Origin of the sequence: Mycobacteroides saopaulense, from assembly GCF_001456355.1 — a bacterium.
Lineage (GTDB): Bacteria > Actinomycetota > Actinomycetes > Mycobacteriales > Mycobacteriaceae > Mycobacterium > Mycobacterium saopaulense.
Genome location: NZ_CP010271.1, coordinates 4,300,737 through 4,326,803, shown reverse-complemented (window position 1 = coordinate 4,326,803; position 26,067 = coordinate 4,300,737). Strand labels below are relative to the sequence as shown.

Here is a 26,067-nt window from a genome sequence, read left to right as displayed (position 1 = left end):
GGGGGGAATTGTGTCTGAGAGTCTGCTGATGGTGGCGGGTATTGCTCTCTTCGTGCTGGTCTTTGCGGGGGTGTGGTTTCTCTCATCCCGGATGCGCAAGAAGAGAATCGCCACCTTGACCGCTTGGGCCCAGGCGCACGGTTGGACGTACACCGCCGATGATCAGAGCCTGCTGGCGTTGTCCCATGACGAGCCCTTCGGACAGGGGCATAGTCGCACCACCCGGGACGCTTTCAACGGAACCATCGACGGGCACGAGTTCGTGTCCTTTGAGTACTTCTACAAGGTGACCACCGGTTCAGGTGACGATCGAACCACCGAGACCTATTACTACATGGTGACCTGCATCGTCACGCCGCCGTCGCCGTATCGGCTGGAGATCAAGCCCGAGGGTGTGCTCGCGGGACTTGCTCGTGCCGTGGGGTTTACGGACCTGGAGTTCGAATCCGACGAGTTCAACAAGCGGTTCAACGTCAAGGCGCATCCGGAGCGGTTTGCCTACGACGTGCTCAACCCGCGGACCATGGAACGGATGTTGGCCGACCAAAGGTATTCGCAGCCCTTGCGATTCGAGAACGGGAGACTGCTGACCTGGCGTCGCGGCAAGCTCGACGAGCAGCGGATCGCCAGTGAGGTGCAATACCTGATCGATACCGTCGAACCGATCCCGGCGTATGCGTGGGAACAACACTAGGAGAAGGAAATGACCCCACTTCTGATCGTGATCATCGTCGCGGTGTTCTTCGCGTTGATAATCGGACTCTGGCTCCTGACCACGTACAACGGGTTCGTCAGAATCCGCAATCTGGTCCAGGAGGCGTGGAAGCAGATCGACGTCGAACTGCAGCGCCGTCATGACCTCATTCCCAATCTGATCGAAACAGCCAGTGCGGCAGCGCAGTTCGAACGGGACACGTTGCAGCAGGTGACCGCCGCGCGCAACCTTGCTCGCGACGCGGCCGCCACGCATCGCGGCGTCGCGGCGCAAGCTCAGGCCGAGCAGCAGCTTTCCGGAGCGTTGGGGCGGTTCTTCGCCATCGCCGAGAGCTACCCACAGCTGCGGTCGATTCAGAACTTCGTGGCGCTGCAGGGTGAGCTCGCCAATACCGAAGACCGCATCGCGGCCGGCCGTCGCTTCTACAACGGGAACGTACGCGCCCTCAACACCAAGGTGCAGACGGTGCCGTCGAACATCGTCGCGAAGTGGTTCGGATTCACCGATGCCGAATACTTCGAGTTGGACGACCCGGCGGCGCGTCAGGTGCCGAACATCCGCGGAGCCTTCGATCGTCTGAACCCGCCGCCGCATCAGTAGATGAGCACGCTGCTGGGCCTGCTCGACGTTCTCCGTGGCGTTGCGGAGTACTCATGGGAGCAGCGATGAGCTGGGGAGACATTGGCGCCTACGCCGGTGCCGCATTCGCCGTCGTATGGCCGCTGTTGGGGCTGGGCCTGCTCGTTCACAGGCTCTTGCGCAGGAAGAACTTGGCCAGTTCTCCTCTGGCCGCGCATGCGGCAGGCCAGGGTTGGCTCTTCGTCCCCGACGACGACAGTGTGCTGCGCCAGGTCGGGTATACGAACACCGTCATTGCCGTACCGTTCCCCGGTGCCTGCAACGTGGTGCGCGGCCAGCACGAGGGCGAGCCCTTCATTGCGTTCGAGGCGTATTCCAAGGCCGAACGGTTCGCCGCGGAGGGGGAGAACGAGGTCAAGAGGACGGCGGTGGTGGCTCTTGCGATGCCCGCACCGCTGCCATGGTTACAGATCTGCCCCGAGAACATGCTGACCAGAGCCCTCAGCGATATCACCTTCGAATCGGAAGACTTCAACCGTCGTTTTCGGGTTGTGGCACAGGATGTTCGATTGGCCTACGACGTGCTGAACCCCCAGAACATGGAGCGCATGCTGAGGGATCCGCGGTATGCCGAACTGCCGCTACGGTTCGACGGAGCGTGGCTATGGACGTGGCAGTTCGAGGATCTGGGACCGGATCTGATCGCGGATCGGCTCCGATTCCTGTCGGACACTTTGGCCGCCGTGCCTGCCTTCGTGTGGGGACACCGATGAGTTTTCCGACGCGGGATTGTCGATACAGATGAACGGTGGAAATACCGCCGTCCCGTCCCGAGGAGACCTGATGTCCCGCATGCTGTTCGTCAACCTTCCCATCGCCAATGCCGCGGCAAGCCGCAAGTTCTTCGATCATCTGGGCTTCTCGTTCAACGACCAGTTCTGCGACGAGAACACCATCTGTATGGCGATCAACGATCAAGCTTGGGTGATGATGCTGGAGGAGGACAGATTCCGCGGCTTTATCGCCGACGACATCACCGACACGTCGAAGAATCGCGAAGTGCTGCTGTGTGTTTCGGCGGACAGTCGCGAAGGTGTCGACGAGCTGACCGATGCCGCGCTGGCTGCGGGCGGGGTGGATTGGATGCCCGCCCAGGAACTCGGCTTCATGTACGGGCGGTCATTCCGTGACCTGGACGGCCACGTGTGGGAGGTCAGCTGGATGGATCCGGCACACCTGCAGTAGCTACGCACTATCGGTGATGCCTTACGTAGAGTCTCTGTGTGGAGTCAGACCGACTCGCTCTACGTAAGGTTCACATGACACACAGGATTTTCGGGATCCCCGCTGCCGTTGCCGTGCTCGTAGTCGGCGGTGGCGTGGCCGCTGCTCCGGCATACGCGACCGACACGTTCACGCCCGGATCGCCCAACGGCATCGACAGTTACTTCCCGCAGGACGGCAACGGCGGCTACCGCGTCACTCAATATGACCTGACGCTGCGCCTGGACCCGGAGACCACCGACGTGAACGGCACGATGGTGATCCGCGCCGCTGCCACGCAGAATCTATCGAGCTTCAATCTGGACTTCTCGGATCTGGGGACCGTGACGGCGTCGGTGGACGGCCGACCGGCCGCCGCCGCGTTCAGCGGTGAGCACGAAATGACCGTCACCCCGGAGAAGGGCATTCGCAGCGGGACGTCCTTCACCACGACCGTCACCTATGCGTTCAACGAACAACAGGAGGCGCAGGATCGCGGTCTGGGTGCACTGCCCGGCTGGGTTCGCAGCACCAGCGGTGGCTATGCCAAGGGCGGGGAGCCCGACGGGGCAGAGAACTGGTACCCGTCGAACAACACCCCGGTGAACAAGGCGCCGTTCAAGCTCACCGCGACGGTGCCGTCCTCGTGGACCGCCGTGGGCGGCGGTCGTGAAGGCAAGTCCACCGAGTCGGGTGGCTGGACCACCACCATCTGGAACGAGCCGAATCCCGTTGCCATGTACCTGGTTCCGTTTGCAGTGGACCACTTCTCGGTGTTCCGCTCGACGCTACCCAGCGGTACTCCGGTGCTGAGCGCGTTTGCGCCCGACTCCGGATCGGGTGATTCCGAGGCGCGCCTGCCGGAGATACTCGCGTTCCTGGAATCCAAGCTGGGCAAGTACCCCCATGTCGCCGCGGGCGGCATCTTCGCCGACCCGATCCGCGAGGACATCGCGTTCAGCGCCCTGGAAACACAGACGCGCCCGTACTACACGTTCAGCCGCGATACCGAGGAGCCGGGCCGTCTCTCGACGGTCGTGCACGAGAACACCCACGAGTGGTACGGCGATCTGGTCTCCGTCGAACAGTGGCGCGATATCTGCCTCAACGAGTGCTTTGCTTCCTATCTGCCGTGGATGTGGGCGGAAGAGAAGGAGGGCAAGTCGATCGATCAGCGCTACCGCGACACCGTGGAGAAGATCTGGGACGAAGACAAGGTGTGGGGGAACCTGCTCTACGACATGTGCCCGGGCGGAGCGGAATGCGATGCGGACGAGGTGTTCAACCCGCTGGGCGTGTACGGCAAGGGGCCGCTGGCGCTGCACGCGCTGCGCCGTACCATCGGGGACAAGGCGTTCCTGGAAATCCTGCGATCATGGCCCGCCGCACACAAATGGGGTAACGCGACCTGGCCGCAGTTCGAGGCGTACGTGCAGAGGGTCACCGGTAAGGATCTGTCCGGTTTCTTCACCGCCTGGTTCCACAGCGTGACCCGGCCCGCAGACCAGTACCTGTTCCCGGGGAGCCTCGCTCAGCGCTAATCGGCCAATTCTGAAGGAAGACCGAACTTCTCGAACAGTGAGATGTCGAAGAAACACACCACGTGTGCCACGCCCGTGGCGGTGACATCCAGCACGTGCATCTGGAACGGGCGGTGCACCCCGTCGCCCTCGCGCATGTAGAGGCCGATGGCGGGCTGCCCGTTGGCGGATGTCTCCAGCAGGCGCATATCGCCGGCATGCTCGGCGGGGCATTGTTCCTTGATGAGCGCGGCGATGTTCGGCCCGCCCTGGTACCACCCGATGAACGGCGGCATCTCCCAAATTGCCTCGGTGGTAAACATTTTCGCGATGGCGTCGACGTCGTAGCGTTCGAATGCGCTGATGTACTGGCGCAATTGCTCGCGCAGCATCGGGTCCTCGGGCTCCAGCAGCGTTTCCTCTTGCGGCGACACCTCCTGCAGCTGCGCACGCGCCCGCTGCAACAGGCTGTTCACCGCGGCGGTGGTGGAGCCGATCGCCTCGGCAACCTCCTGCGCCTTCCACTGCAGCACCTCACGCAGCACCAACACGGCACGCTGCTTGGCGGGTAGATGTTGCAACGCCGCGATGAACGCCAAGCGCACCGACTCGCGTGCGCCCACGATGCTGGCGGGGTCGGTGGCGTCGTCGGGTAGCGGTTCCAGCCAGGGGATCTCGGTCCGCTCATCCAACTCGTCGAGGGGGTCGGAGCTGGGGGCTCCGAGGCCGGTCGGTAGCGGCCGTCGCTGCTTGCCCTCTAGCGCCGTCAGGCAGGTGTTGGTGGCGATCCGGTACAGCCAGGTGCGTACCGACGACTTGCCCTCGAAGCGCTCGTACGCCTTCCATCCGCGCAGGTAGGTCTCCTGCACCAGGTCCTCGGCATCGTGGATGGACCCCGTCATCCGATAGCAGTGAGCCAGAATCTCACGCCGATATTGTTCGGTGTGAATGAGAAATTCGTCATCGATGGCTTGTGCCGTCACGGCCGCGAGAATAGTCCTGACCGGTGACATATGTCAGCGGTTGACGTGCACGGGCAGCTCGTCATCCCAGGGCTGGCGGTTGACCATATCGGCCACGCGCACGTAGCCGGTTTCGAACTCGCCGGTGGCGGCGTCGACAAGCCGGTACTGCTGGGTCTGCCGATGGATGGGTTGGGCGTCCAGCAGCACGATGCGCACCTCGCCCGGTTCGAACCGGCAGCGTTCCTGCATCGCGGCGATCAACTGCTCACTGTGCATGTGCCCGTCACCGAAGTTCCAGCCGATGGCGGTGCTGCAGATGCGTTCACCGTCGGTGATGACGTACGCACTCTCGTCCTGGCCGGCCATGGCCCGGTGCGCGAGGGTGAACATGGCGCGCCCGTGGGTGTTCATGGCCCGGAAGGCGTAGCCGATGTACATATAGACCTGCGCTGCGTCTTTACTGCCGTAGTAGCGCTCCATCTGTGCCTGCGGCATGCTCGCGATGGCGACGATGCCCTTGTCGATCTTCTCGTTGGCCGACGGTTTGATGCACCACAGCGTGGTGTCCCAGTTGCCCGCGTAGTAGCGCATGCCGGGCAGGAAGGAGATCTTGCGTGGCACCAGGTTTCCGGTCGCCACGACACCCGCGCTGAGGGCGAACAACAGCAGCACGGGAACCGGGTGCTCGATATCGCCCGGTCCGACATGCGCGTGCGCGACGAACAGCGACAGCACCCCGAAGATCATGAAGACGTTCCATTCCAGCGGCACGCCCATCGGGATTGCGGTGAGGATGCCCAGGTGGAAGCACACCATGACGATGGCCGCGACGGTGGTGACCCAGCCGCCGTGGCTGAAGAACAGCGCGATGGGCACCAGCATCTCGACGGCGGTGCTCACGTGCGCGACGAGACGGGACAGACGTCCGGGCCGCAGATCGTCCGGGAAGTTCTCGAAGAACGCGCGCTTGAGTCGCCTGGCACGGATGAGGGGATTGTTGGACATCATCGTCGAGATGACAAAAGGGAAGTGGCGGTTGAGCTTTGACGTCGCCGCTCCGATCCAGATGACCATGAAGATGAGCTTGGCGGCCACGATCATGTCGGCCCCGGTGAACAGGAAGGTCACCGTCAGGGCGCCGTAGACCTCGCCACGGGCCGCCAGGAAGATCACCTTGTCACGTAGGCCGGCGATGGCCAGCAGGCCGAGGATCGTCGCGATCTGCCAGGTGGGCAGCAGCCCGGTGGCGGCGGGCCTGGACAACAGGGCGAACAGGAGCATGCCCAGGAACGCCGCGTAGAGCGCGATATCGACGGGGGTGCGCGCGGAGCCTTTGGTGAGTGGGATGCGGGGCCACGGTGGTAGCCGAATCGTCTTGGGCCGCAACCAGTACAAGATCGAGCCCAACGGCGGGAAGAACCGGTTGTTGAGCGGGCCGAATCCGCAGCCGAGGCCGACGACCTCGAACAGCATGGTGTAGAGCACCACCTTCTGGAAGACGATGGGCAGGGAAAAATCAGCCCATCGGTCGATTCCTTCGGTCGTCACCATGGCGAACAACCAGCCGCCCAGGATGTAGAGACCGATTTTCAGCACATAGAACAGGTGCAAGGCCACCGGGGTCCCGAAGCCCACCTCTGCCCAATGGCGTGCCATCGGTCGGATCTTCTCGGCGCGGGTGCCCTTGCTCCATTCGGCGATATCGACGACGGGCAGCGTGGGCTTGAGGAATCCCATGCGCACACACTAGAACGTGTTCTAGTTGATGATGGCCGGTTCGGCGGTTCCGTAGAGTTTCCGGGGTGAGTGGATCTAGCGATGAGCGTCAGCGCAGAGCATCGAGCCGGGTGCAACGCGCCTTCGACGGCGCCGACAACGTGCGGATCGTCTACGACACCTGGACGCCGCAGGGCACACCACGCGCGGTGGTGGTGCTCTCGCACGGATTCGGTGAACACGCCCGCCGGTACGACCATGTGGCCCAGCGATTCAATGACGCCGGATACCTGGTGTACGCCCTGGATCACCGCGGCCACGGACGGTCGGGAGGCAAGCGCGTCTACCTGCGGGACATCTCGGAGTACACCGATGACTTCGGCACGCTGGTGGACATCGCGGCGCGCGAGCATCCCGACCTGAAGCGCATTGTGCTGGGCCACAGCATGGGCGGCGGGATCGTGTTCGCCTACGGTGTGGACCACCAGGATCGCTACGACCTGATGGTGCTGTCCGGCCCGGCGATCGCCGCGCAGGTGGGGCTGCCGTACGTGCTGACGTTGGTGGCTCCGGTGGTGGGGCGGCTGGCGCCCGGGCTGCCGGTACAGAAGCTCGATGTCAACGCGATCTCGCATGATCCGGCGATCATCGCCGCGTACAACGCCGACCCGCTGGTGCATCACGGCCGGGTGCCTGCGGGCATCGGCCGGGCGCTGCTGGGTGTGGGCAAGACGATGCGGCAGCGGGCGGCCGGGCTGAACCGTCCGGTGCTGACGATGCACGGCAGCGACGATCGCCTGACGGCCCCCGAAGGAAGCGTGTGGCTGTCCGAATCGGCGCCCGATGCCACGCTGAAGATCTGGGAAGGCCTCTACCACGAGATCTTCAACGAGTTCGAGAAGGAACTCGTGCTCGACGAGGTTGTGGGCTGGATCGACGCTCGCCTCTGACGCTTCCTGACGCCGACACGCCGCGTGGCGGTGGATTCGTATCGCACGTGTTCGCCGGAAGACGGCGTGTCGGCGAGGCGAGGGGCGAGCCTGCTAGCGGCGCATGGCCGAGAGGTCGCGGAATTCGTGGGTGTGCGCACCGGATTGCCAGTCGATCCAGTGTTCCCAGCGCCGCATCTTGCCCCGCTGCCAACGGCGGTCCACCGCCGGAACGGCATGGCGAGCAAGTTCTATCGCGGCCACGAACGGCGCCCGGGCGACGAGCGCCGCGGTGCCGAGCCAGCCGTTGGGAATCCGGTAGAGCTTGCGGTTCCACGGCAGCATGAACAGTCGCGTGAAACCTGCCTGTAGTTGCAGATGGAACAGTCCCCGGAGCCGATTGGCGGGTGACGAGCCGGGATTAGGTGTAAACGACGGGACGAACGACTCCACGAGCTCACGTGAGGCCTTCCCGCCGTCATAGGCGCGGGTGGCGTCGAAGTGGTACAGGATCCGCACCGCGTCGGCGACCGTCTCGGGGTAGATGTCATCGCACCGCACCCCGAGCAGGTAGCCCAGGTATCGGCAAAAATGCAGGGCCGCAACCATTTCCGATCGGGTGGTGAGATATCCGACCGCCCACAGTCCGAGTCCGGGCGCCACGCTGCCGGCGATGAGTGTCAACAGCATCTCCGACTGGCTGATGGGCTCGCCCCATTGCTCGCGGCGCCACTCCGGGTGTTTGCGGACCCCGCGGCGTACCGAGACGTGCATGACGCGGATCTTCATGGTGATCTGCCGGGCCACCGAATACCGGTCCAGGGCGGCGCCGGGCCGCGCGCACTCGAGCCACCACCGGCTGGTCTCGAGGTGGCGGTGCATCGCGCCTTGGCCCGCGTAACCACCCGCGAGTGAGAGCGGGGTTGCCAGCCAGCCTTCGGTATAGGTGTCCATGGTGCCCGCGTTGGCGATGGAGCCCATGTCGTAGCCCCATCGTCTCCACACGGCAGCTCCGGACTCGATGAGTTGAGGGTCGGCCCAGGGCGGCAGCGTGTCGAACTCGGCGAACAATGCCCGCATCGATTCCGGGGCGTCGACGGTGTCGATTCCCTCGCTGAGGGCGCGATCGAGTAGTTCCCGGCCGCGCTCCGGGCCGATGTCGCCGTAGTAGACCTCTTCGACGAATTTCTCGGCGACCGGATCGGTTATCCACAGGCCGGCCCCGTACTGCCGGATCACCTCGTCGGAGGGGCTCAGATCGAAGCCGACCCAGCGGCGCAGGGCGTTTCGCACGCCGGTGTGCACCGGTGCCGGGTTTTCCAGATTCTCGGCGTACGCCGCAGGTAGCGCAGCATTCTCTAGCACGGTCACGCGGCCTCCACCGTTCTGCGCATGTCTCATACCGGGCTATCGAAACACAGCGTGACCTAATTGACAACTAGTGTTGTCAGAAGCGTAGGCGAGGCTTGGCCCGGCGGCATGTCCCAGTCCTCGCCTAATCTGGCCTTCGTGACAGAGGACAAGCAGCTCTCGCGGATCGCCGCCCTGCTCCGTCAGGCTGAGGGCACCGACAACGCCCACGAAGCAGAGGCTTTCATGGCGGCGGCGCAGCGGTTGGCCACCGCTACCTCCATCGACCTCGCGGTGGCTCGGGCACACTCGGCTAAACGAGATGCCCAGGCGCGGCCCACCCAGCGCACGATCACCATCGGCGAGGCGGGTACGCGGGGGCTGCGGACCTACGTCAACTTGTTCGCCTTGATCGCCGGCGCCAACGACGTCACCTGCGACGTCGCCTCCAACTCGACCTATGTGTACGCCTACGGTTTCGCGGAGGATATCGACGCGGTCCACGCGCTCTACGCCAGCCTGGTGGTCCAGATGGTCAGGGCGTCGGACGCCTACATCAGCTCCGGGGCGCACCGTCCCACTCCGACCATCACGGCCCGCCTCAACTTCCAGCTGGCGTTCGGCACGCGGGTGGGGCAGCGGCTGACCGATGCCCGTCAAGAGGCACGTGCCGAGGCCGTCAAGACCGAGAAGCGCGGCACGGGAACCGAACTGGTGCTACGTGACAAGGAAATCGAGCTACGCGACTTCTACAAGGGCACCTCGACAGCGCGCGGGCGATGGCGCGCGGTGAGCGCGCAGGCGGGTTACTCCTCGCATGCCCGGCGTGCGGGTGATCGCGCGGGCCGGCGGGCCAGGCTCGGCGCCAGTCCTGAACTAGCGGGCGCGCGAACAGCATTGGATAGAAACTGAGCGATCAGCCGCGCCCCCGTGATGCTCAGCGCGCCAAGGTGTACGCGGCCGAGGAGTTTGTGCGGACCATCTTCGAACGGGCCGCCAGTCACAGCCAACGCGATATCGACTTCTTCGGCGCCAGGCTGACGCTCCCTCCTGAGGCCCGCTTCGCTTCGGTCGAATCGGTGCAGCGCTATGTCGACGAGGTGCTGGCCCTCGTCGACAACAGATGGCCGGCCGGACCCGTCACGGTGCGTGCCCGGCGCGGCGCGACGGCGGCGCATTACGAGTGCGACGGAGACCGGGCCACCATCGCCGTTCCCGATGACCGTAACGGGAGTGCCTGGGCCATGCGCGAACTGGTGATCCTGCACGAGCTGGCGCATCACTTATGCCCGCAGGACGGCCCGGCGCACGGGCACGAGTTCGTCACCCTCTATCCGGAGTTGGCGGGGCTGGCGATGGGTCCTGAGGTGGAATTCGTGCTGCGCACCGTGTATGCGCGCGAGGGGGCGCGCTAGCGCACCACGGCGATGGCCAATCCGTCCCAGCCTTTGACGCCGACGGTCTGCAGCGCGGTGGCATCGAGTCGCGGATTGGACCCCAGCAGCTCCAACGCGTCCCGGGTACCGTCGGCATTCGGCCCTTCTTGGGAGATCCAACGAATCACGTTGTCCACCACGATGACCGATCCCGGCGTGCTCAGTCGCAGTGCCCAGCCCAGATAGTTGGGATTGTTGGCCTTGTCGGCGTCGATGAAGACCAGATCGAACGGCCCCTGAACCGACGGAAGATTGTCCAGGGCGCTCCCCACCAGGATCTCGACCTGTTCGGCCAGCCCGGCGCGCTCCAAACTCGCCTGAGCGACGGCCGCGTGCTTGGGTTCGTACTCGAGCGTCACGACGGTGCCGTCGGGTCCGACCGCCTTGGCGAGCCATGCGGTGCTATACCCGCCCAGTGTGCCTATCTCCAGCACACGCCGAGCCTTGGCGATGGTGGCCAGCAGGTACAGGAATTTGCCCTGTGTCGCCGATACCGCGATATCCGGTAGGCCACCGTCGTCCTGTGCCTGTCGAATATGGTCCAGTTCGGAGGCGTCGGGTGCGACGGTGCGCTCCAGATAGTCGTCGATGTCGGCCCACACAGATTGGGAGAGAGTCACTTCCGTGAGGGTACGCCTGATTCCTGAGTATTGGCCTTGTTGGTTCGTCAGCCCCGCAGCGCGGAGATGAAGATCCGGGGAACCTTCCGCAGACTGGGCTTACTGGCGAAATCGACCAGTAGTTCGCCCGTGCCCGCGGCGGTGGCGTTGCTCACGAACCACGGCGGCTTCGGGGACAGTGCCCACTCTCGGTGCACGATGGACCGCGGGAACGGACGGAAGGGGCCGCGCACCACGGTGCGTTCGGGCTTCTCGACGAGGAAGCCGTTATGCACCACGCCGATTCCGCTCTGCACGTCGTTGAGGACGTGACCGGGGAACGCGCCCCAGGTGGCAGCGGGGGTCAGGTAGCCCACGCCGGTCCAGGCGTTGATGGCCACCGTGCCGTACCGCAGATCCTCGATGAAGGTGTCGAAAGTCGGTCCGAGCGCCTTGATGGTGTCCGGATGCGCCAGGACGTTCACGCCGAGGGTTCCGACGAATTCGTCGTTGGCGACCCTGGCCGCCTCCTGGATGAACTGCGATCCGGAGGAATCGAGTTCGATGACTCCCAGTACCGGTCCGAAGTACTCGGTGCGCAGCAGCGCCGTCCGATCGTCGGGATCGACCACGAGCACGCGTGCACCGTTTTGTCCGAGGCGCTCGGCACCAGGGTAGGACTTTTGCGCGCCGGCCACCCGGTCATCGGAGCCGGGGTAGTAGGCGGGTCGCGGAGGTGCCTCGTCGACGGCCTTACGCAGTGCGGTCAGGAACTCCTCGCGTTGCGGCCAGGCCTTCGAGAGCACCACGACCTGCGAGGCGATGCAGTTGTAGCCGTTGTTGTGCAACCGCTGGGTGGCGATGTGCCGGGTCTGGAACTCGATATCCGAGGAGCTCCACTCGCCGGGCACCACGATGGTGGGTGAGACGCCGCCGAGCTCGCTGGTGATGGCCTTGTCCAGAACCGGCTGATTACCGGCCTTGCGTTGCGCGCCCTCCTCGCCGGTGCCGAACACGATCGCGTCGTGGGTGACCGAGCTGCCGGTCATGTGAACGTGGTCGACGAGCCGGTGGTGCACCAGATAGGTGCCGACATCGGCCCCACCGGTGAGGATCCGCACCGCGCCGATCGCGATGAAAGGCTGCAGCACCTTGGTGAACACCGGCAGCAGCGGATCGGTGATGGGGTTCAGCTTGAGCGCGACCACGCGGTTGTTGGCGAACAGTTCGTAGAGGGTGTCCAGCGGCGCGATCGACGTGATGTTGCCGGCACCGAGCACCGCGCCGACCCCATTGGTCTTGCTGGGGTCGCGCTGCGCCAGGCCCGCCGTGCGTAGCGCCTCGGCCTGATCCACCCCGGGCTGCAACCACAACTCGGCACTGAAACCCGACAGCAGCAGGCTGTCGAAGATGTTGAGCGGCAAGACCGAAACCGTCGTGCGGCCGCCGGGGGTGACACCGAACTTGGCGTCACGCAGCGGGCTGTGCCCGGCCTGCAGCTGCTCCAAGCTGGCAGACAGGGCGGCGATGGCGCCCGCCACCGCGTACGGGCCCGAGATCCATTCCTCGCCGACCAGCGGAGATTCCGGGTCGAGCTTCTTGATCTGGAACGCGGCGGCCTGCACCCACTGCTGCGCGTTGTCGATCACGGCTTGCCGAGTCTCGGCCAGTAGCTGCAGACGTTGAGTCAAAGAGGTCTTGGCCCAGGCTTTTTCGCCTTCGGTCAGGTCCTGCAGTGCCTGGTCTACCGGGGATTCGATCTGTACGTCGGTCATGAATGTCAGCTCGCGCTCTTGTCGAAGTCGGGTGCCGATGTGTTCGGTGGGTCACATGGTACGTGACGTACCACACCATTGCTAGAGTGAGCTTCGTGCAGCCCGATGTCGAAGAATGCGCCGCCGGCCGGTGGAGTGGCCAGCGCGAACGTCGGCGCGCGGAATTCGTGGACGCCGCACTTGCGGCCATCGCCGAGCACGGCCCGCAGACCTCGACCGAACAGATCGCCGTCTATGTCGGGGTCACCCGGACCAAGCTCTACCGTCATTTCACCGACGCGTCGGATCTGCAGCGCGCCGTGGCACAGCGGGCCGGCGAGATGCTCATCGGCGACCTTGCGCCGTTGTGGGAGCCGCATGGGTCGATGGCCCAGATCATCGAGGCGGGGGTTGGTGCGCACGCACGTTTCCTCGTCGAGCACCGGAACCTCTATCGATATCTGGCGCATTGCTCTATGGCCGAGGACTCCAATGCGCCGGACGCGATCACCGACATCAAGTTGTCGGTCGGTACGCACCTCGGGCAGGTTTTCGCCGTGTATCTGGGCGCCTTCGGGATCGCGGTAGAAAGTGACATCCTGGCGATGGGCATCGTGGGCATGATCGAAACCGCGACCAGCCACTGGCTGGATAACCCGGGGGGCACGTCGCAAGAACGGTTGATCGCCGATCAGGTCCGGTGGATATGGCTGCTGCTCGACGACACGCTGCGTGCAGGGGGTGTCTACATAGCTCCCGACGAGCCGTTGCCGGAACCCGGGGAGATCGCCCGGATGGCAGACAGTTACCGGGATCCACACCGGGTGGTCTAGCCCGGCGGGGCAGCACCGCGGTGTCGGTGTGTTCGGGCACGATATGCGTATGCTCCCCGGTGACAGCGCAGCGCTGCGAAAGGCGCGCGGCGCTTACTTCACCCCGGCCCCGGTTGCCCAATTTCTTGTTGACTGGGCGGTGCGTGACCCCGAGGACGCTGTGTTGGAGCCGTCCTGTGGCGAGGCCGTCTTCCTGCACGAGGTCGGGCGGCGGGGGAACCATGTTGGCCGTTTGGTGGGCGTGGAATTGCATCCCGGCTCGGCCGCTGAATCCCAGCGAAGCCTGCGGGCCAACGGTGTAGACGCTGCCGTGCATCCCGGTGATTTCTTCCTGCACTCCGAGTTCGGGACGTATGACGCCGTGGTCGGTAACCCGCCCTATGTGCGCTACCAGGATTTCGTCGGCGAGTCTCGTTCCCGAGCGCGACGCGCTGCTCTTCGCGCGGGGGTGTCGTTGACCAACCTCGCATCATCTTGGGCCGCGTTTACCGTGCATTCGGCGTTGCACCTCAAGGCGGGCGGGCGGTTGGCGTTGGTGCTGCCGGCCGAACTGCTGACGGTCAACTATGCGGCGCAGGTACGGCAGTTCCTGCTGGAGCGGTTTCGGTCGGTAGGGCTGGTGCTCTTCCAGGAGCGCGTGTTTCCGGATGTCCAGGAGGAGGTCGTTCTCCTACTGGCAGAAGGGTTTTCACCTGACGGTGACATCGGCACCGACCATATGACGCTATGGCAGGTGCGCGACATTCTCGGGCTCGCGCAACTGACCGCCTCGCGGCGTTGGACCCCACCGAGCAAGGGGGGCAAATGGTCTGCCGGATTGATGTCCGAAATCGGCTTGGGGGCCTTCAATTCCGCCGTTGTAGGCGGTGACTTCACCTGCCTGGAAGCCTGGGGCGACACGACCTTGGGCATGGTCACAGGCAATAACCGATTCTTCACCCTGCCACCGGCCAAGGTGAAGGATCTCGGCCTGGCCCCCTCGGATGTGTTGGCCTTGTCTCCACCGGGTTCGCGACATCTACGGGCATTGACGCTCACCAAGAACGCGTTCGATCTGCTTGGCGCAGAGGGCCGCGCGAGCTATCTGTTTCGACCCGCGGACACTCCGTCGCGCGCGGCGTGGCGCTATATCCATTCCGGGGAGGACCTTGATGTGCACCTGGCCTACAAATGCCGAGTGCGTACCCCGTGGTGGCGCGTGCCGTATCTGCGCCCCGCGGACTTGTTCTTGACCTACATGAACGCGGACACGCCGCGCCTTGCCTCCAATCATGTTGGTGTACATCATCTCAACTCGGTCCACGGTGTCTATCTGCGCAACGAGGTGCGTAAGGACGGCATGGCCCTGCTGCCGATTGCGGCGTTGAACTCGGTGACACTCGTCGGAGCCGAGACGGTAGGACGGTCGTACGGTGGCGGCATGCTCAAGATCGAGCCCCGAGAGGCCGACGCGCTGCCCGTGCCTTCCCCGGCGCTTGTCCGCCGCGTCGCGGCCGATCTGCGCAGTCTGCGGCCCACGGTGGCAGCGCGACTACGTGCGGGCCAGCTCCTGGATGCTGTCGCGATGGTGGACGAGGTGCTGTTGATCGGCGCAATGAAGATGAAGAAGAAGCACCTGGGTGCCTTGCGCCAGGATCATGCCGATCTCACGGCGCGGCGGTTCGCGCGGGGCAGGTCGACCGGTGGCCAGTAAGCCCAACGCCAAGGCCGCGGCCTGGCCGCTGTTCGACGCCATCGTCGCGGGGGCGGCGCTCAAGGACGTCAACCCGTGGGCGTCGAAGCGCTTCCACCCGGATTACCAGACGCTCAGAACTCTGCTGGCGGTGCCGCTCTATCTCGGCGCGGAGACCCAATCCGGTGTTCCCGCGCTGGCACTCGACGTATGGGTTGCCTACGAGCTACGGCGAGCGGGGCTGGATCCGGATGCGGTGTGGCCGCGCGCCGAAGCGCCGCGTGTCGTCGAACGAGATGTCCTGAAGTTCCTCAACGCCGTCCCGGTGACCATGGGCAAGCACGCGCTCCTTGAGCGGCTGCGGGCAGGCAAGGGCACCGGAGGTGTGGGAACGGCGTCGGCGGTCATTGCGGGCAAGAACTACCTCAAGCAGGTCGACGTCGTCATGTCGTCCTGGCTGACCGGGCCCGAACTTCTCATCTCGACCAAACGCATGGATTCCTCGTTCGGTAAGAACGCCGCCAATCGGGTGGAAGAGTCCTATGGCGACGCCAAGAATCTCGCGTTGCGTCACCCGCTGGCCGCACGCGGCTTCGTCTACGGCCTGCGCTCCACGGCCCACACGGATGAACCGCGCACATTCAGGTGGATCGTTGACCTGCTTATCAAGCTGGGACGTGAAGAAGACGCCTACAACGCCTGCGCCCTCGTCGTTCCGGAATGGGAAGGTAGTGCGCCCGGTGGCGGCGAGGAGAAACCGGACGACGTCGTCATCGAACCCGATGAGGTCGAGATCGAAGACATCGACCAGGAAGCCTCGGCCGATACGGCCGCGGATCTGGCCGCGCTGCCCGCGGTGACGCTGCGCCATGAGCTGGTACCCGAGGAACTGGAGCCTGGACGTTTCTTCGGGATGATGCTCAATATCGTGCTGGATAACTCGAGCGTCACCCAGCACGAACGGGCCCGGGACCTACGCGACGAGGGTAGATAAGCCCTAGCCGCAGACCGCGCCGACGGCCGCCGACTGGACCAGCTTGGTGTACTTGGCCAAAACCCCGGTCTTGTACCGCGGCGGCAGCGGTTCGAATCCCTCACGGCGCTTGGCGATTTCCGCCTCGTCGACCAGGAGATCGAGCTTTCCGTTGCCGACATCGAGCCGGATGCGGTCGCCGTCCTCGACGAATGCGATGGGACCGCCGTCCACGGCCTCGGGTGCGATGTGACCCACGCACAGTCCGGTGGTGCCGCCGGAGAAGCGGCCGTCGGTCATCAACAGCACGTCCTTACCGAGGCCCGCACCCTTGATGGCGCCGGTGATGGCCAGCATCTCGCGCATGCCGGGGCCACCCTTGGGGCCCTCGTAACGGATGACGACGACGTCGCCGTGCGTGATGGTGCCGTCTTCCAGCGCATCGAGTGCTGCCCGTTCCCGCTCGAAAACCCTGGCGGTGCCTTCGAAGACATCGGACTCAAAGCCTGCCGACTTGACGACCGCGCCCTCGGGCGCCAGCGAGCCGTGCAGGATGGTGATGCCGCCGGTGGGGTGGATCGGGTTGTTCATGGCGCGCAGCACCTTGCCGTCCGGGTCCGGCGGTGCGATGTGAGCGAGGTTCTCGGCCATGGTCTTGCCGGTGACCGTGAGGCACTCGCCGTGCAGCAGGCCGGCGTCCAGTAGCGCACGCATCACCACCGGGACGCCACCGATTTCGTCGACGTCCTTCATCACGTGGCGGCCAAAGGGTTTCACATCGGCGAGGTGCGGCACCTTGTTGCCGATGCGAGTGAAGTCGGCCAGCGACAGTTCGACCTCAGCCTCTTTGGCGATGGCCAGCAGGTGCAGCACCGCGTTGGTGGACCCGCCGAACGCCATCACCACGGCGATGGCGTTCTCGAAGGCCTCCTTGGTGAGGATGTCGCGCGCGGTGATCCCGCGGCGCAGCATTTCGACGACGGCCTCGCCGGACTTGCGTGCGTAGTCCTCGCGGCGCTTGTCGATGGCGACCGGCGAGGCGCTGCCCGGCAACGACATTCCGAGGGCCTCGGCGGCGCTGGCCATGGTGTTGGCGGTGTACATGCCGCCGCAGGCGCCCTCACCCGGACAGATGGCGCGCTCGATGATGTCGACATCCTCACGCGACATTAGGCCGCGCGCACAGGCACCGACGGCCTCGAAGGCGTCGATGATGGTGACTTCCTTCTCCGTGCCGTCGGTCAGCTTGGCCTTGCCGGGCATGATCGAGCCGTTGTAGAGGAACACCGAGGCGAGGTCCAAACGTGCTGCGGCCATGAGCATTCCGGGAATGGACTTGTCGCACCCGGCCAGTAGCACGGAACCGTCAAGGCGCTCGGCCTGCATGACGGTCTCGACGCTGTCGGCAATGACCTCGCGCGACACCAGCGAGAAGTGCATGCCTTCGTGGCCCATGGAGATGCCGTCGGAGACGGAGATGGTGCCGAATTCCAGCGGATAACCGCCGCCCTCGTGCACGCCGTCCTTGACCGACTGCGCGAGTCGCTGCAGCGACATGTTGCACGGGGTGATCTCGTTCCACGACGAACCGACACCGATCTGCGGCTTGACCCAGTCGTCGTCGCCCATGCCTACCGCGCGCAGCATCCCGCGGGCGGCGGTCTTCTCCAGGCCGTCGGTGACGTCGCGGCTACGGGGCTTGATATCGGGCTGCGATGAGCCGCTTGCGCGAAGAGAATCAGGCTTGTGCGGGGCTGACATGGGGTTAAGTATCCCTCGGCGGTGCAACCGGGATTCCACAGGCGTCGACACGGCCTCTCGTGGCAAAACGTGCGCTACGAAACCGCCGCGAAACGGCGTGTCGGCAGCAATGATGGCCGGTATGCCATTGATGCCGGTCAGCGACTCGATGTTCCTCATCGGGGAGACGCGGGAACACCCCTTCCACGTCGGCGGATTGCAGCTGTTCAAGCCGCCTGTCGACGCCGGTCCGGACTACGCCGAGGTGTTCTACGAACAGCTGATGTCGACCACCGAGGTGTCCTCGGACTTCCGCAAACGGCCTGGCCAGCCGCTGGCGGTGATGGGCAACCTCACCTGGATCATCGACGACGAGATCGACTGGGAGTACCACGTGCGCCGCTCGGCGCTGCCCCGTCCGGCTCGGGTCCGTGAGCTGCTGACCGTCACCTCCCGGTGGCACAGCTCCCCGCTGGACCGGCACCGGCCACTGTGGGAAATGCATGTGGTGGAGGGCCTTTCGGACGGGCGCCTGGCCGTCTACACCAAGATGCACCACGCGGTGATCGATGGCGTCGGCGCCTTGCGGATGATGATGCGCTCGCTCTCGGACGATCCCGATGCGCGCGACTGCCAGGCCGTGTGGGCCCCGGCCAAGCGGCGCGCCAAGAGCAGCATCGTGAGCACGACCAACACCTCGGCGCTGGACCTGGTCAAGGGCGCGGCTGGCGCGGTGCGCCAGGTCGTGTCGATTCCCCCCGGTCTGCTCAAGTACGGGCGTCATGCGCTGTCGGACCCTCAGCTGGTCAGGCCGCTGTCCGCGCCGCACACCATGCTGAACGTGTCGATCGGAGGGGCGCGGCGATTCGCGGCGCAGACCTGGGCGATGGGTCGGATCAAGGAGGCCGGGAAGGCGCTGGGCGGAACGGTCAACGACGTGGTGCTGGCGATGTGCGCGGGTGCGTTGCGCACCTACCTGGAGGAGCAGAACGCGCTGCCGGACAAGCCGCTCGTCGCCATGTGTCCGGTGTCGATCAGGGCAGACGGCGACCAGAACGCGGGGAACTCGATCACCGCGCTACTGGCCAACCTGGCAACCGACAAGCCCGATCCCCTGGAGCGGTTCAGCGCGATTCGCGACTCGGTGCAGGCCGCCAAGTCGGTGCTCTCGGAGATGACGCCGCTGCAGCGGATGCTCGTCGGCGCGCTCAACGGCGCACCCGTACTCAGCGGAGCCGTCCCGGGTTTGGTGGATCGGGCTGCTCCTGCATTCAACGTGATCATTTCCAACGTGCCGGGGCCGCGCACCGACATGTTCTGGAACGGCTTCGAGATGGACGGGTGCTACCCCGCATCCATCCCGATCGACGGAGTGGCGTTGAATATCACCTGCACGAGCAGTGGCTCGTCCATGCACTTCGGGCTGACCGGATGCCGCACCAGCGTTCCGCATTTGCAGCGCATCCTCATGCATCTGGAGGAGGCGCTGACGGAGCTGGAAGAGTCCGTCGGCTAGAGCACTCGTACCCGCGAGGGGTATACCCACCGGTATCTCGTACCCTACGGGGGTATCTGAGCTACGATGGGGGCATGCGAAACCGAACTCGGACTCTCATTCTCGCCGGCGCTGCCGCTGCGGTGCTGGTTCTCTCCGCGTGTAGCTCGGGCGACAAGGGTGATGAGTCGAAGTCAGAGCATTCGGGCCATGCCGGCATGTCCGGGATGACGACGACGCTGGATACCAATGCCGCGGCACCGGTGTCCGACCACAACGATGCCGATGTGACATTTGCTCAGCAGATGATCATGCATCACCAGCAGGCCGTCGAAATGTCCGCGCTGACCGAGGGTCGCACCGCCAACCCCGCGGTGCTCGAACTTGCGAAGAACATCGAGACGGCGCAACAGCCGGAGATCGACACCTTCACCGGGTGGCTCAAGGCCTGGGGTCAGCCGCTGATGCCGGAGGGGCATGATCCGGCGGGTCATATGCCTGGCATGGTGGACACGCCGGTACTGGACCGGATGAAGACCCTCAACGGCGAGGTCTTCGACCAGCTGTGGCTGCAGTCGATGATCGCCCATCACCAGGGTGCCGTCGCCATGTCGAATGCGGAACTCTCCGGGGGCCAGTACCCTGCGGCAAAGCAGTTGGCGCAACAGATCATCGATAATCAGCAGCCTGAGATCGACACGATGCAGGGCCTTCTCAAGGGATAAATGGATATGAGCACCAAGACTTCGACTGGACACGGTTACTCGCTGAAGAAGGATGACTACGCCAAGCGGCTCCTGCGTATCGAGGGGCAGGTGCGTGGCATCGCGAAGATGATCGACGAGGACAAGTACTGCATCGACGTGCTGACCCAGATCAGTGCCGCTCAGAGTGCGTTGCGTTCGGTGGCTCTGGGTCTGCTCGATGAGCACCTCGGTCATTGCGTCTCCAACGCCGTGGCCTCCGGCGGTGCGGATGCGGACGAGAAGCTGGCAGAGGCCTCGGCGGCCATCGCCCGGTTGGTGCGCAGCTAGTCCAGCGCGGCAACAACCATCTGTCGCAGCACAGCCCTCGTCTGCGCAGGCGCCGAGCGGCCCGCGCTATAGGGCGTGGAGTTCATCAGGCCGAAGGCCGCGTGTGCCTTGATGCGCGCATCCGATTCGTCGAGACTCCCGTCGATGCGGCACAGCACCTGGACCCAGACCTCGACGTAACGGCGCTGGAATTGGCGTACCTGACGACGGGCGTTCTCCGGTAGCGAGTCCAGGTCGCGGTCCTGCACCCGGATCAGATCGCTCTCGGTGAGCGCGAAGTCGAGATGAAAGTCGATGAGGCCGTCTAGCGCCGCCGACGCCGTGCTTGCCGCCTCGGCGACGGCCATCCCGCCGTCCAATAGCCGACGGCTGATATCGGTCAGCAGATCCACCAGCAGCGCTTCCTTGTTGGGGAAGTGCCGATAGATCGCGGGACCACTGATTCCCACCGCCGAGCCCAGATCCTCCAGCCGTACCCGGGCATATCCGCGCATGGCGAGGAGGCGGGCGGCGGCCTGCAACAGCTGGTCACGCCGGTCGGCCTTGGCGCGTTCGCGTTTGTTCGGGGTTTCCGACTCGGGTATCAGGTTGGTCATCACACCTCCGCCATGGCCCGCTATAGACAAAACAGTTAATCGAGATTAGCCTAAACATAGTTAATCGTCATTAACTGAAATTCAAACTTCGGAGCTGGGTATGACTCTGGTGGGTGAGCAGAACAGGGCGGAGCACGCCCGGCTGGTCGCCGAGCTGCGGCAGCGGCTGGCGCATGCGGCACTCGGCGGCACGGAGCAGTCCAGGCGGCGACACGTCGACCGGGGCAAACTGCTGCCGCGTGACCGCGTCGACGCACTGCTGGACCCGGGTAGCCCGTTCCTCGAGTTGTCGCCACTGGCGGCCAACGGCATGTACGACGACGATGCTCCCGGCGCGAGCATGATCGCCGGCATCGGCCGCGTCTCGGGGCGGGAATGCGTGATCGCCGCCAACGACGCCACCGTCAAGGGCGGCACCTACTACCCGATGACGGTCAAGAAGCACCTGCGTGCTCAGGAAGTCGCGCTACAGAACCGGCTGCCCTGCATCTACCTGGTGGATTCCGGCGGCGCGTTCCTGCCGAAGCAGGACGAGGTGTTCCCGGACCGCGAGCACTTCGGCCGGATCTTCTACAACCAGGCCACCATGAGCGCCAAGGGAATTCCGCAGGTCGCCGCAGTGCTGGGCAGCTGTACCGCGGGCGGTGCGTACGTGCCGGCGATGAGCGACGAGGCCGTGATCGTACGCAAGCAGGGCACGATCTTCCTGGGCGGTCCGCCGTTGGTGAAGGCCGCCACCGGCGAGGTGGTGACCGCCGAGGAGCTCGGTGGTGGCGATCTACACTCCCGCACGTCGGGCGTGACCGACCACCTTGCCGCTGACGACAAGGATGCCTTGCGGATCGTGCGGCGGATCGTGTCCACCCTGGCGCCCAGGGTCGAGCCACCGTGGCCCGTTGTCGAAACCATTGCCCCGGAACGTGATCCGCGGACGTTGTACGACGTGGTGCCTACCGATCCACGCATTCCTTACGACGTGCACGACGTGATAGTTCGGCTCGTGGACGGCGGCACGTTCACCGAGTTCAAAGCGGAATACGGCAAGTCGGTGGTGACCGGAACCGCACGGCTGCACGGGCACCCGGTGGGCATCATCGCGAACAACGGCGTGCTGTTCGCGGAAAGTGCCATGAAGTCAGCACATTTCATCGAGTTGTGCGATCAGCGGCGCATTCCGCTGCTCTTCTTGCAGAACATCTCCGGATTCATGGTGGGCCGTGATTACGAGGCCGCGGGCATCGCCAAACACGGGGCCAAGATGGTCACCGCGGTGGCCTGCGCGCGTGTGCCCAAGTTGACCGTGGTCATCGGCGGTTCCTATGGGGCCGGCAACTACTCGATGTGCGGGCGGGCGTACTCGCCGCGATTCCTCTGGATGTGGCCCAATGCCCGCATCTCGGTGATGGGTGGTGAGCAGGCCGCATCGGTACTGGCCACGGTGCGCGCGGACCAGAGCGCGGCGTCGGGCAAGGAGTTCACCGCGGCAGAGCAGGAGGATTTCAAGGCGCCGATACGCGAACAGTATGAACGGCAAGGCAATCCGTACTATTCGACGGCGCGCCTCTGGGACGACGGGGTCATCGACCCCGCGGACACCCGCACGGTGCTCGGGTTGGCGTTGGGTATCTGCGCCAATGCGCCGCTCGAACCGGTTTCCTACGGCGTCTTCAGGATGTGACCAGGTGACAGTGCACAACGTCTTAATCGCCAACCGCGGGGAGATCGCGGTCCGTATCGCATCAACACTGCGGGCCATGGGAATTGGTTCCATCGCGGTGTACACCGACGGCGACACCGATCACCTCGGGGCCTGCGACACCGCGGTGCGCCTCGGATCGGACTCGTCGGGTTATCTCGACATCGATGCGATTGTCAGTGCGGCCAAACAGACCGGCGCCGACGCCATTCACCCCGGGTACGGATTCGTGTCGGAGAATGCCGACTTCGTGCGGGCCTGCCAGGCTGCGGGGATCACCTTCATCGGGCCGCCTGCCGAGGCCATGGACGCGATGGGCGACAAGATCAGGGCCAAGGACACCGTGGCGGCCGCCGGCGAGCCGGTGGTGCCGGGCAGCGTGGGCGCACTTGCGGATACCGAGCTGGTGGCTGTGGCCGAGCGGATCGGAACGCCGTTGATCATCAAGCCGTCCGCGGGCGGCGGCGGCAAGGGCATGCGGGTGGTGCATGACCTGAGTGATGTCCGCGAGGCGCTGGCCGCGGCGCGACGCGAGGCCACCGCGATCTTCGGCGACGACACCTTGTTGGTCGAGCGTTACCTCGCCCGCCCCCGGCACATCGAGGTTCAGGTGTTCGGCGATACCCACGGCAACATCGTGCACCTGGGCGAGCGCGAGTGCAGCCTGCAGCGGCGTCATCAGAAGGTGATCGAGGAGGCGCCATCGCCCTTGCTCACCCCGGAACTGCGGGCCGCGATGGGGCAGACCGCGTGTCAGATCGCGCGCAGCGTCGGATATTTCGGCGCCGGAACCGTGGAATTCATCCTCGACGGCGATGCGCCCGAGTCGTACTACTTCATGGAGATGAATACTCGCCTCCAGGTGGAACATCCGGTCACCGAGATGGTGACCGGTATCGACCTGGTGCAGTGGCAGATCCTGGTGGCGGCGGGCGAGCGCCTTCCGCTGACACAGGAACAGATCTCGCTGTCCGGACACGCGATCGAGGCACGGGTGTACGCCGAGGACCCTGCGCGTGAATTCCTCCCCACTGGTGGAACCGTTGCATTGGCGCACTTTTCGGACAGCGCGCGTACGGATACCGCACTGACCACGGGATCGGTGGTGGGCTCCCGGTTCGACCCGATGCTGGCCAAGGTCATCGTGCATGCCGCCGACCGCGATACCGCGCTCGCCGATGCCGACCGGGCACTGGCCGAGACCCGGATACTCGGGGTGGGCACCAACATCGACTTCTTGCGCGCGTTGGTAACGAATCCTGTTGTGATATCGGGTGATATCGATACCACGTTGCTGGACAAGATCGCCTCCGAGTACCACCCGCCGGTCACGCCGCCGTGGGTGTGGGTCGCCGCGTCGGTCCTTCTCGACGGTGAATCCGTAGGCGGAACACTATGGGACGGCAAGTCGGGTTGGCGGGTCGGCGAACATGCACCGCGCTCGTATCGGCTTCGCATCGGGGAGTCGACGGAGCTTGTGCGTCTCTGGGGTGACCCGGTCGCCGAGGTCGGTATCGGAGACGGTGAACCGGTTCGGGGCAAGGTGCATTGTGCGACAGGGCACGTGAGTGTCGAGTTCGCCGGCCAACTGCACCGCGCGGATGCTGCGCGGACCGATGCCGCGGCCTGGATTGCCACCGAGGACGGAACCTGGCACGCCGACATCGCACCCGAACCTCGATTGCGGCATCTTGACGGCGAAGACGAAGACGGAGAGATTCGGAGCTCCATGCCGGGGGTCGTCCGGGTGGTGTCGATGAGCACCGGCACCGTCGTCGAGCGCGAGGATCCGGTGTTGGTTGTCGAGGCGATGAAGATGGAGCACACCCTGCGTGCGCCGATCGCCGGAACCGTCACCGTCTCAGTGGCGGTCGGCGACCAGGTGGCCGTTGATCAGCTGCTGGCGACCATCCACCCAACCACCAACCCCGAGGAGGGGAGCTCATGACGTTTAGCACCGCCGAACTGCCCGACGAGTACGACTCGCTGCGTAAAACCGTTGAGGAGTTCGCCAATTCAGTGGTGGCGCCGGTCGCCGCGCACCATGACGCGACCAAGACCTTTCCGTACGCGGTGGTGTCACAGATGGGTGACATGGGGCTATTCGGTCTACCGTTCCCCGAGGAATACGGCGGCATGGGTGGTGACTACTTCGCCCTCTGTCTGACGTTGGAGGAACTGGCCCGAGTGGACCAGAGCGTGGCCATCACGCTCGAGGCGGCCGTCTCGCTGGGGGCGATGCCGATCTATCGGTTTGGAAACGAGGAGCAGAAGCAGCGCTGGCTTCCTCAGTTGGCATCCGGAAGTTCTTTGGCCGCCTTCGGTTTGACCGAACCCGGTGGCGGCACCGACATCCCCGGATCGATCCGCACCAAGGCCGTCGAGGACGGTGGCAGCTGGGTCATCAACGGCTCCAAGGCATTCATCACCAACTCCGGCACCGATATCACCGCGGTGGTAGGCGTGGCGGCGGTGACCGGCCGTGCCGCGGACGGATCGCCGGAGATCTCCGTCATTCACGTGCCTGCGGGCACAACGGGATTCACCGTAGAACCAGGATACGACAAGGTCGGCTGGCACGCCTCGGACACCCATCCGCTGAGCTTCGACGATGTCCGAGTGCCCTACGAGAATCTGCTGGGCGAGCGGGGCCGAGGGTATGCGGGATTCCTGCGCATCCTCGATGAGGGGCGAATTGCCATCGCGGCGTTGGCAACCGGTGCCGCGCAGGGCTGCGTCGACGAGAGCCTGCGATATGCACGCAGCCGCCCTGCTTTCGGCAGCGCGATCATCGACTACCAGTCCGTATCGTTCAAGATCGCCCGGATGCAGGCACGTGCGCACACCGCACGTCTGGCCTACTACCACGCCGCGGCGCTGCTGCTGGCCGGTAAGCCGTTCAAGACCGAGGCCTCGATCGCCAAACTGGTGGCCAGCGAGGCGGCCATGGACAACGCCCGTGACGCCACTCAGATCTTCGGGGGAGCGGGTTTCATGAACGAGTCTGCGGTCGCCCGTCAGTACCGCGACAGCAAGATCCTGGAGATCGGCGAGGGAACGAGTGAGGTGCAGTTGATGCTCATCGCCCGCGCCCTCACCCGGTAACCTGTCGGGAGTACTTAGCTGGGTGGGTGAGTGGGGGGTCCCCCGCAGCCATCCAGCGCACTGCCTCATGTCAGGTACCCCTATGGGGTTATGAATG

General features: G+C 64.9%; 24 protein-coding genes. 17 read left to right on the top strand and 7 right to left on the bottom strand.

Annotated elements, in window-relative coordinates; translation table 11 throughout:
- Positions 1-28: 28 nt before the first annotated feature.
- The 5 genes from MYCSP_RS21505 to MYCSP_RS21485 all read left to right on the top strand — a co-directional run bounded on the left by MYCSP_RS21505 (position 29) and on the right by MYCSP_RS21485 (position 4,098).
- Positions 29-694: a hypothetical protein gene (locus tag MYCSP_RS21505; protein ID WP_407661717.1), complete on the top strand. Its 666-nt coding sequence runs from the start codon at positions 29-31 to the stop codon at positions 692-694.
- Between the two features lie 9 nt (positions 695-703).
- Positions 704-1,315 carry a LemA family protein gene (locus MYCSP_RS21500; protein ID WP_083017510.1) on the top strand — a complete coding sequence of 204 codons (612 nt, stop codon included), beginning with the start codon at positions 704-706 and terminating at the stop codon, positions 1,313-1,315.
- A 65-nt stretch (positions 1,316-1,380) separates the two neighbouring features.
- Entirely contained in the window at positions 1,381-2,067 is a 687-nt protein-coding gene (locus tag MYCSP_RS21495; protein ID WP_157886206.1) for a DUF3137 domain-containing protein, read from the top strand.
- 70 nt (positions 2,068-2,137) lie between these two features.
- Positions 2,138-2,539, top strand: a complete 402-nt coding sequence (locus tag MYCSP_RS21490) for a VOC family protein (RefSeq protein WP_083017611.1) — start codon at positions 2,138-2,140, stop codon at positions 2,537-2,539.
- Positions 2,540-2,613: 74 nt separating this feature from the next.
- Positions 2,614-4,098, top strand: coding sequence for a M1 family metallopeptidase (locus tag MYCSP_RS21485; RefSeq protein WP_083017506.1), 1,485 nt, complete (start codon positions 2,614-2,616; stop codon positions 4,096-4,098).
- Here the strand turns inward: MYCSP_RS21485 and MYCSP_RS21480 are convergent.
- Together MYCSP_RS21480 and MYCSP_RS21475 are read right to left on the bottom strand one after the other, a co-directional pair.
- Positions 4,095-5,060, bottom strand: coding sequence for a sigma-70 family RNA polymerase sigma factor (locus MYCSP_RS21480; protein WP_083017504.1), 966 nt, complete (start codon positions 5,058-5,060; stop codon positions 4,095-4,097). The genes MYCSP_RS21485 and MYCSP_RS21480 overlap by 4 nt on opposite strands.
- A gap of 33 nt (positions 5,061-5,093) precedes the next feature.
- Positions 5,094-6,779: a DUF3556 domain-containing protein gene (locus tag MYCSP_RS21475; RefSeq protein WP_088415069.1), complete on the bottom strand. Its 1,686-nt coding sequence runs from the start codon at positions 6,777-6,779 to the stop codon at positions 5,094-5,096.
- Between the two features lie 110 nt (positions 6,780-6,889).
- Here MYCSP_RS21475 and MYCSP_RS21470 point away from each other — a divergent pair, with 110 nt between their 5' ends.
- A complete protein-coding gene (locus MYCSP_RS21470) occupies positions 6,890-7,708 on the top strand; it encodes an alpha/beta hydrolase (protein ID WP_070911778.1) in 819 nt (272 codons plus the stop codon).
- A gap of 93 nt (positions 7,709-7,801) precedes the next feature.
- Here the strand turns inward: MYCSP_RS21470 and MYCSP_RS21465 are convergent, their stop codons facing one another.
- Positions 7,802-9,058: an oxygenase MpaB family protein gene (locus MYCSP_RS21465; RefSeq protein ID WP_234809187.1), complete on the bottom strand. Its 1,257-nt coding sequence runs from the start codon at positions 9,056-9,058 to the stop codon at positions 7,802-7,804.
- 138 nt (positions 9,059-9,196) lie between these two features.
- Here MYCSP_RS21465 and MYCSP_RS21460 point away from each other — a divergent pair, with 138 nt between their 5' ends.
- Both MYCSP_RS21460 and MYCSP_RS21455 read left to right on the top strand, forming a co-directional pair.
- A complete protein-coding gene (locus MYCSP_RS21460; protein WP_070912030.1) occupies positions 9,197-9,949 on the top strand; it encodes a DUF2786 domain-containing protein in 753 nt (250 codons plus the stop codon).
- Complete coding sequence (locus MYCSP_RS21455; protein ID WP_083017499.1) at positions 9,946-10,452, top strand: TIGR04338 family metallohydrolase; 507 nt, start codon at positions 9,946-9,948, stop codon at positions 10,450-10,452. The genes MYCSP_RS21460 and MYCSP_RS21455 overlap by 4 nt, the downstream gene beginning before the upstream one ends.
- Here the strand turns inward: MYCSP_RS21455 and MYCSP_RS21450 are convergent.
- On the bottom strand, positions 10,449-11,093 hold the full coding sequence (locus tag MYCSP_RS21450; protein ID WP_088415067.1) for an O-methyltransferase: 645 nt from the start codon (positions 11,091-11,093) through the stop codon (positions 10,449-10,451). The two genes, MYCSP_RS21455 and MYCSP_RS21450, sit on opposite strands and share 4 nt — an antisense overlap.
- Before the next feature lie 47 nt (positions 11,094-11,140).
- Positions 11,141-12,847 carry an aldehyde dehydrogenase family protein gene (locus MYCSP_RS21445; protein ID WP_088415065.1) on the bottom strand — a complete coding sequence of 569 codons (1,707 nt, stop codon included), beginning with the start codon at positions 12,845-12,847 and terminating at the stop codon, positions 11,141-11,143.
- Positions 12,848-12,933: 86 nt separating this feature from the next.
- Between MYCSP_RS21445 and MYCSP_RS21440 the strand changes: the two genes are divergently transcribed.
- From MYCSP_RS21440 to MYCSP_RS21430, 3 genes are read left to right on the top strand one after another with little or no spacing between them, the layout of a single operon-like run.
- Complete coding sequence (locus MYCSP_RS21440; protein WP_234795539.1) at positions 12,934-13,659, top strand: TetR/AcrR family transcriptional regulator; 726 nt, start codon at positions 12,934-12,936, stop codon at positions 13,657-13,659.
- Positions 13,660-13,708: 49 nt separating this feature from the next.
- The gene (locus MYCSP_RS21435; RefSeq protein ID WP_083017609.1) at positions 13,709-15,352 is read left to right on the top strand and encodes an HsdM family class I SAM-dependent methyltransferase; all 1,644 of its coding nucleotides are present in this window, start codon (positions 13,709-13,711) and stop codon (positions 15,350-15,352) included.
- Complete coding sequence (locus MYCSP_RS21430; protein WP_088415063.1) at positions 15,342-16,325, top strand: hypothetical protein; 984 nt, start codon at positions 15,342-15,344, stop codon at positions 16,323-16,325. The genes MYCSP_RS21435 and MYCSP_RS21430 overlap by 11 nt, the downstream gene beginning before the upstream one ends.
- A gap of 3 nt (positions 16,326-16,328) precedes the next feature.
- Here the strand turns inward: MYCSP_RS21430 and ilvD are convergent, their stop codons facing one another.
- The gene (gene ilvD / locus MYCSP_RS21425) at positions 16,329-18,065 is read right to left on the bottom strand and encodes a dihydroxy-acid dehydratase (RefSeq protein WP_070911783.1); all 1,737 of its coding nucleotides are present in this window, start codon (positions 18,063-18,065) and stop codon (positions 16,329-16,331) included.
- Positions 18,066-18,174: 109 nt separating this feature from the next.
- On the opposite strand from ilvD, the gene MYCSP_RS21420 reads away from it, so the two are divergent.
- The 3 genes from MYCSP_RS21420 to ricR all read left to right on the top strand — a co-directional run bounded on the left by MYCSP_RS21420 (position 18,175) and on the right by ricR (position 20,573).
- Positions 18,175-19,560: a WS/DGAT/MGAT family O-acyltransferase gene (locus MYCSP_RS21420; RefSeq protein WP_162266393.1), complete on the top strand. Its 1,386-nt coding sequence runs from the start codon at positions 18,175-18,177 to the stop codon at positions 19,558-19,560.
- A 74-nt stretch (positions 19,561-19,634) separates the two neighbouring features.
- Positions 19,635-20,264: a DUF305 domain-containing protein gene (locus tag MYCSP_RS21415; RefSeq protein WP_070911784.1), complete on the top strand. Its 630-nt coding sequence runs from the start codon at positions 19,635-19,637 to the stop codon at positions 20,262-20,264.
- Positions 20,265-20,270: 6 nt separating this feature from the next.
- Complete coding sequence (ricR, locus tag MYCSP_RS21410) at positions 20,271-20,573, top strand: copper-sensing transcriptional repressor RicR (protein ID WP_083017607.1); 303 nt, start codon at positions 20,271-20,273, stop codon at positions 20,571-20,573.
- Here the strand turns inward: ricR and MYCSP_RS21405 are convergent.
- Positions 20,570-21,169, bottom strand: a complete 600-nt coding sequence (locus MYCSP_RS21405) for an SACE_7040 family transcriptional regulator (RefSeq protein ID WP_070911786.1) — start codon at positions 21,167-21,169, stop codon at positions 20,570-20,572. The genes ricR and MYCSP_RS21405 overlap by 4 nt on opposite strands.
- Before the next feature lie 100 nt (positions 21,170-21,269).
- On the opposite strand from MYCSP_RS21405, the gene MYCSP_RS21400 reads away from it, so the two are divergent.
- Genes MYCSP_RS21400 through MYCSP_RS21390 form a run of 3 tightly spaced genes read left to right on the top strand, consistent with a single transcriptional unit; the run spans position 21,270 to position 25,970 of the window.
- On the top strand, positions 21,270-22,847 hold the full coding sequence (locus tag MYCSP_RS21400; protein WP_070911787.1) for a carboxyl transferase domain-containing protein: 1,578 nt from the start codon (positions 21,270-21,272) through the stop codon (positions 22,845-22,847).
- A gap of 4 nt (positions 22,848-22,851) precedes the next feature.
- Positions 22,852-24,813: an acetyl/propionyl/methylcrotonyl-CoA carboxylase subunit alpha gene (locus tag MYCSP_RS21395; protein WP_088415061.1), complete on the top strand. Its 1,962-nt coding sequence runs from the start codon at positions 22,852-22,854 to the stop codon at positions 24,811-24,813.
- On the top strand, positions 24,810-25,970 hold the full coding sequence (locus MYCSP_RS21390) for an acyl-CoA dehydrogenase family protein (RefSeq protein ID WP_083017487.1): 1,161 nt from the start codon (positions 24,810-24,812) through the stop codon (positions 25,968-25,970). Before MYCSP_RS21395 ends, MYCSP_RS21390 begins: the two co-directional genes overlap by 4 nt.
- The last annotated feature ends 97 nt before the right edge of the window (positions 25,971-26,067 follow it).

Coding starts and splice junctions, on each gene's coding strand:
- MYCSP_RS21505 (WP_407661717.1), top strand. CDS start 29: ATGGTGGCGGGTATTGCTCTCTTCGTGCTGGTCTTTGCGGGGGTGTGG.
- MYCSP_RS21500 (WP_083017510.1), top strand. CDS start 704: ATGACCCCACTTCTGATCGTGATCATCGTCGCGGTGTTCTTCGCGTTG.
- MYCSP_RS21495 (WP_157886206.1), top strand. CDS start 1,381: ATGAGCTGGGGAGACATTGGCGCCTACGCCGGTGCCGCATTCGCCGTC.
- MYCSP_RS21490 (WP_083017611.1), top strand. CDS start 2,138: ATGTCCCGCATGCTGTTCGTCAACCTTCCCATCGCCAATGCCGCGGCA.
- MYCSP_RS21485 (WP_083017506.1), top strand. CDS start 2,614: ATGACACACAGGATTTTCGGGATCCCCGCTGCCGTTGCCGTGCTCGTA.
- MYCSP_RS21475 (WP_088415069.1), bottom strand. CDS start 6,779: ATGGGATTCCTCAAGCCCACGCTGCCCGTCGTCGATATCGCCGAATGG.
- MYCSP_RS21445 (WP_088415065.1), bottom strand. CDS start 12,847: ATGACCGACGTACAGATCGAATCCCCGGTAGACCAGGCACTGCAGGAC.
- MYCSP_RS21435 (WP_083017609.1), top strand. CDS start 13,709: ATGCTCCCCGGTGACAGCGCAGCGCTGCGAAAGGCGCGCGGCGCTTAC.
- ilvD (WP_070911783.1), bottom strand. CDS start 18,065: ATGTCAGCCCCGCACAAGCCTGATTCTCTTCGCGCAAGCGGCTCATCG.
- MYCSP_RS21420 (WP_162266393.1), top strand. CDS start 18,175: ATGATGGCCGGTATGCCATTGATGCCGGTCAGCGACTCGATGTTCCTC.
- MYCSP_RS21415 (WP_070911784.1), top strand. CDS start 19,635: ATGCGAAACCGAACTCGGACTCTCATTCTCGCCGGCGCTGCCGCTGCG.
- ricR (WP_083017607.1), top strand. CDS start 20,271: ATGAGCACCAAGACTTCGACTGGACACGGTTACTCGCTGAAGAAGGAT.
- MYCSP_RS21405 (WP_070911786.1), bottom strand. CDS start 21,169: ATGACCAACCTGATACCCGAGTCGGAAACCCCGAACAAACGCGAACGC.
- MYCSP_RS21400 (WP_070911787.1), top strand. CDS start 21,270: ATGACTCTGGTGGGTGAGCAGAACAGGGCGGAGCACGCCCGGCTGGTC.
- MYCSP_RS21390 (WP_083017487.1), top strand. CDS start 24,810: ATGACGTTTAGCACCGCCGAACTGCCCGACGAGTACGACTCGCTGCGT.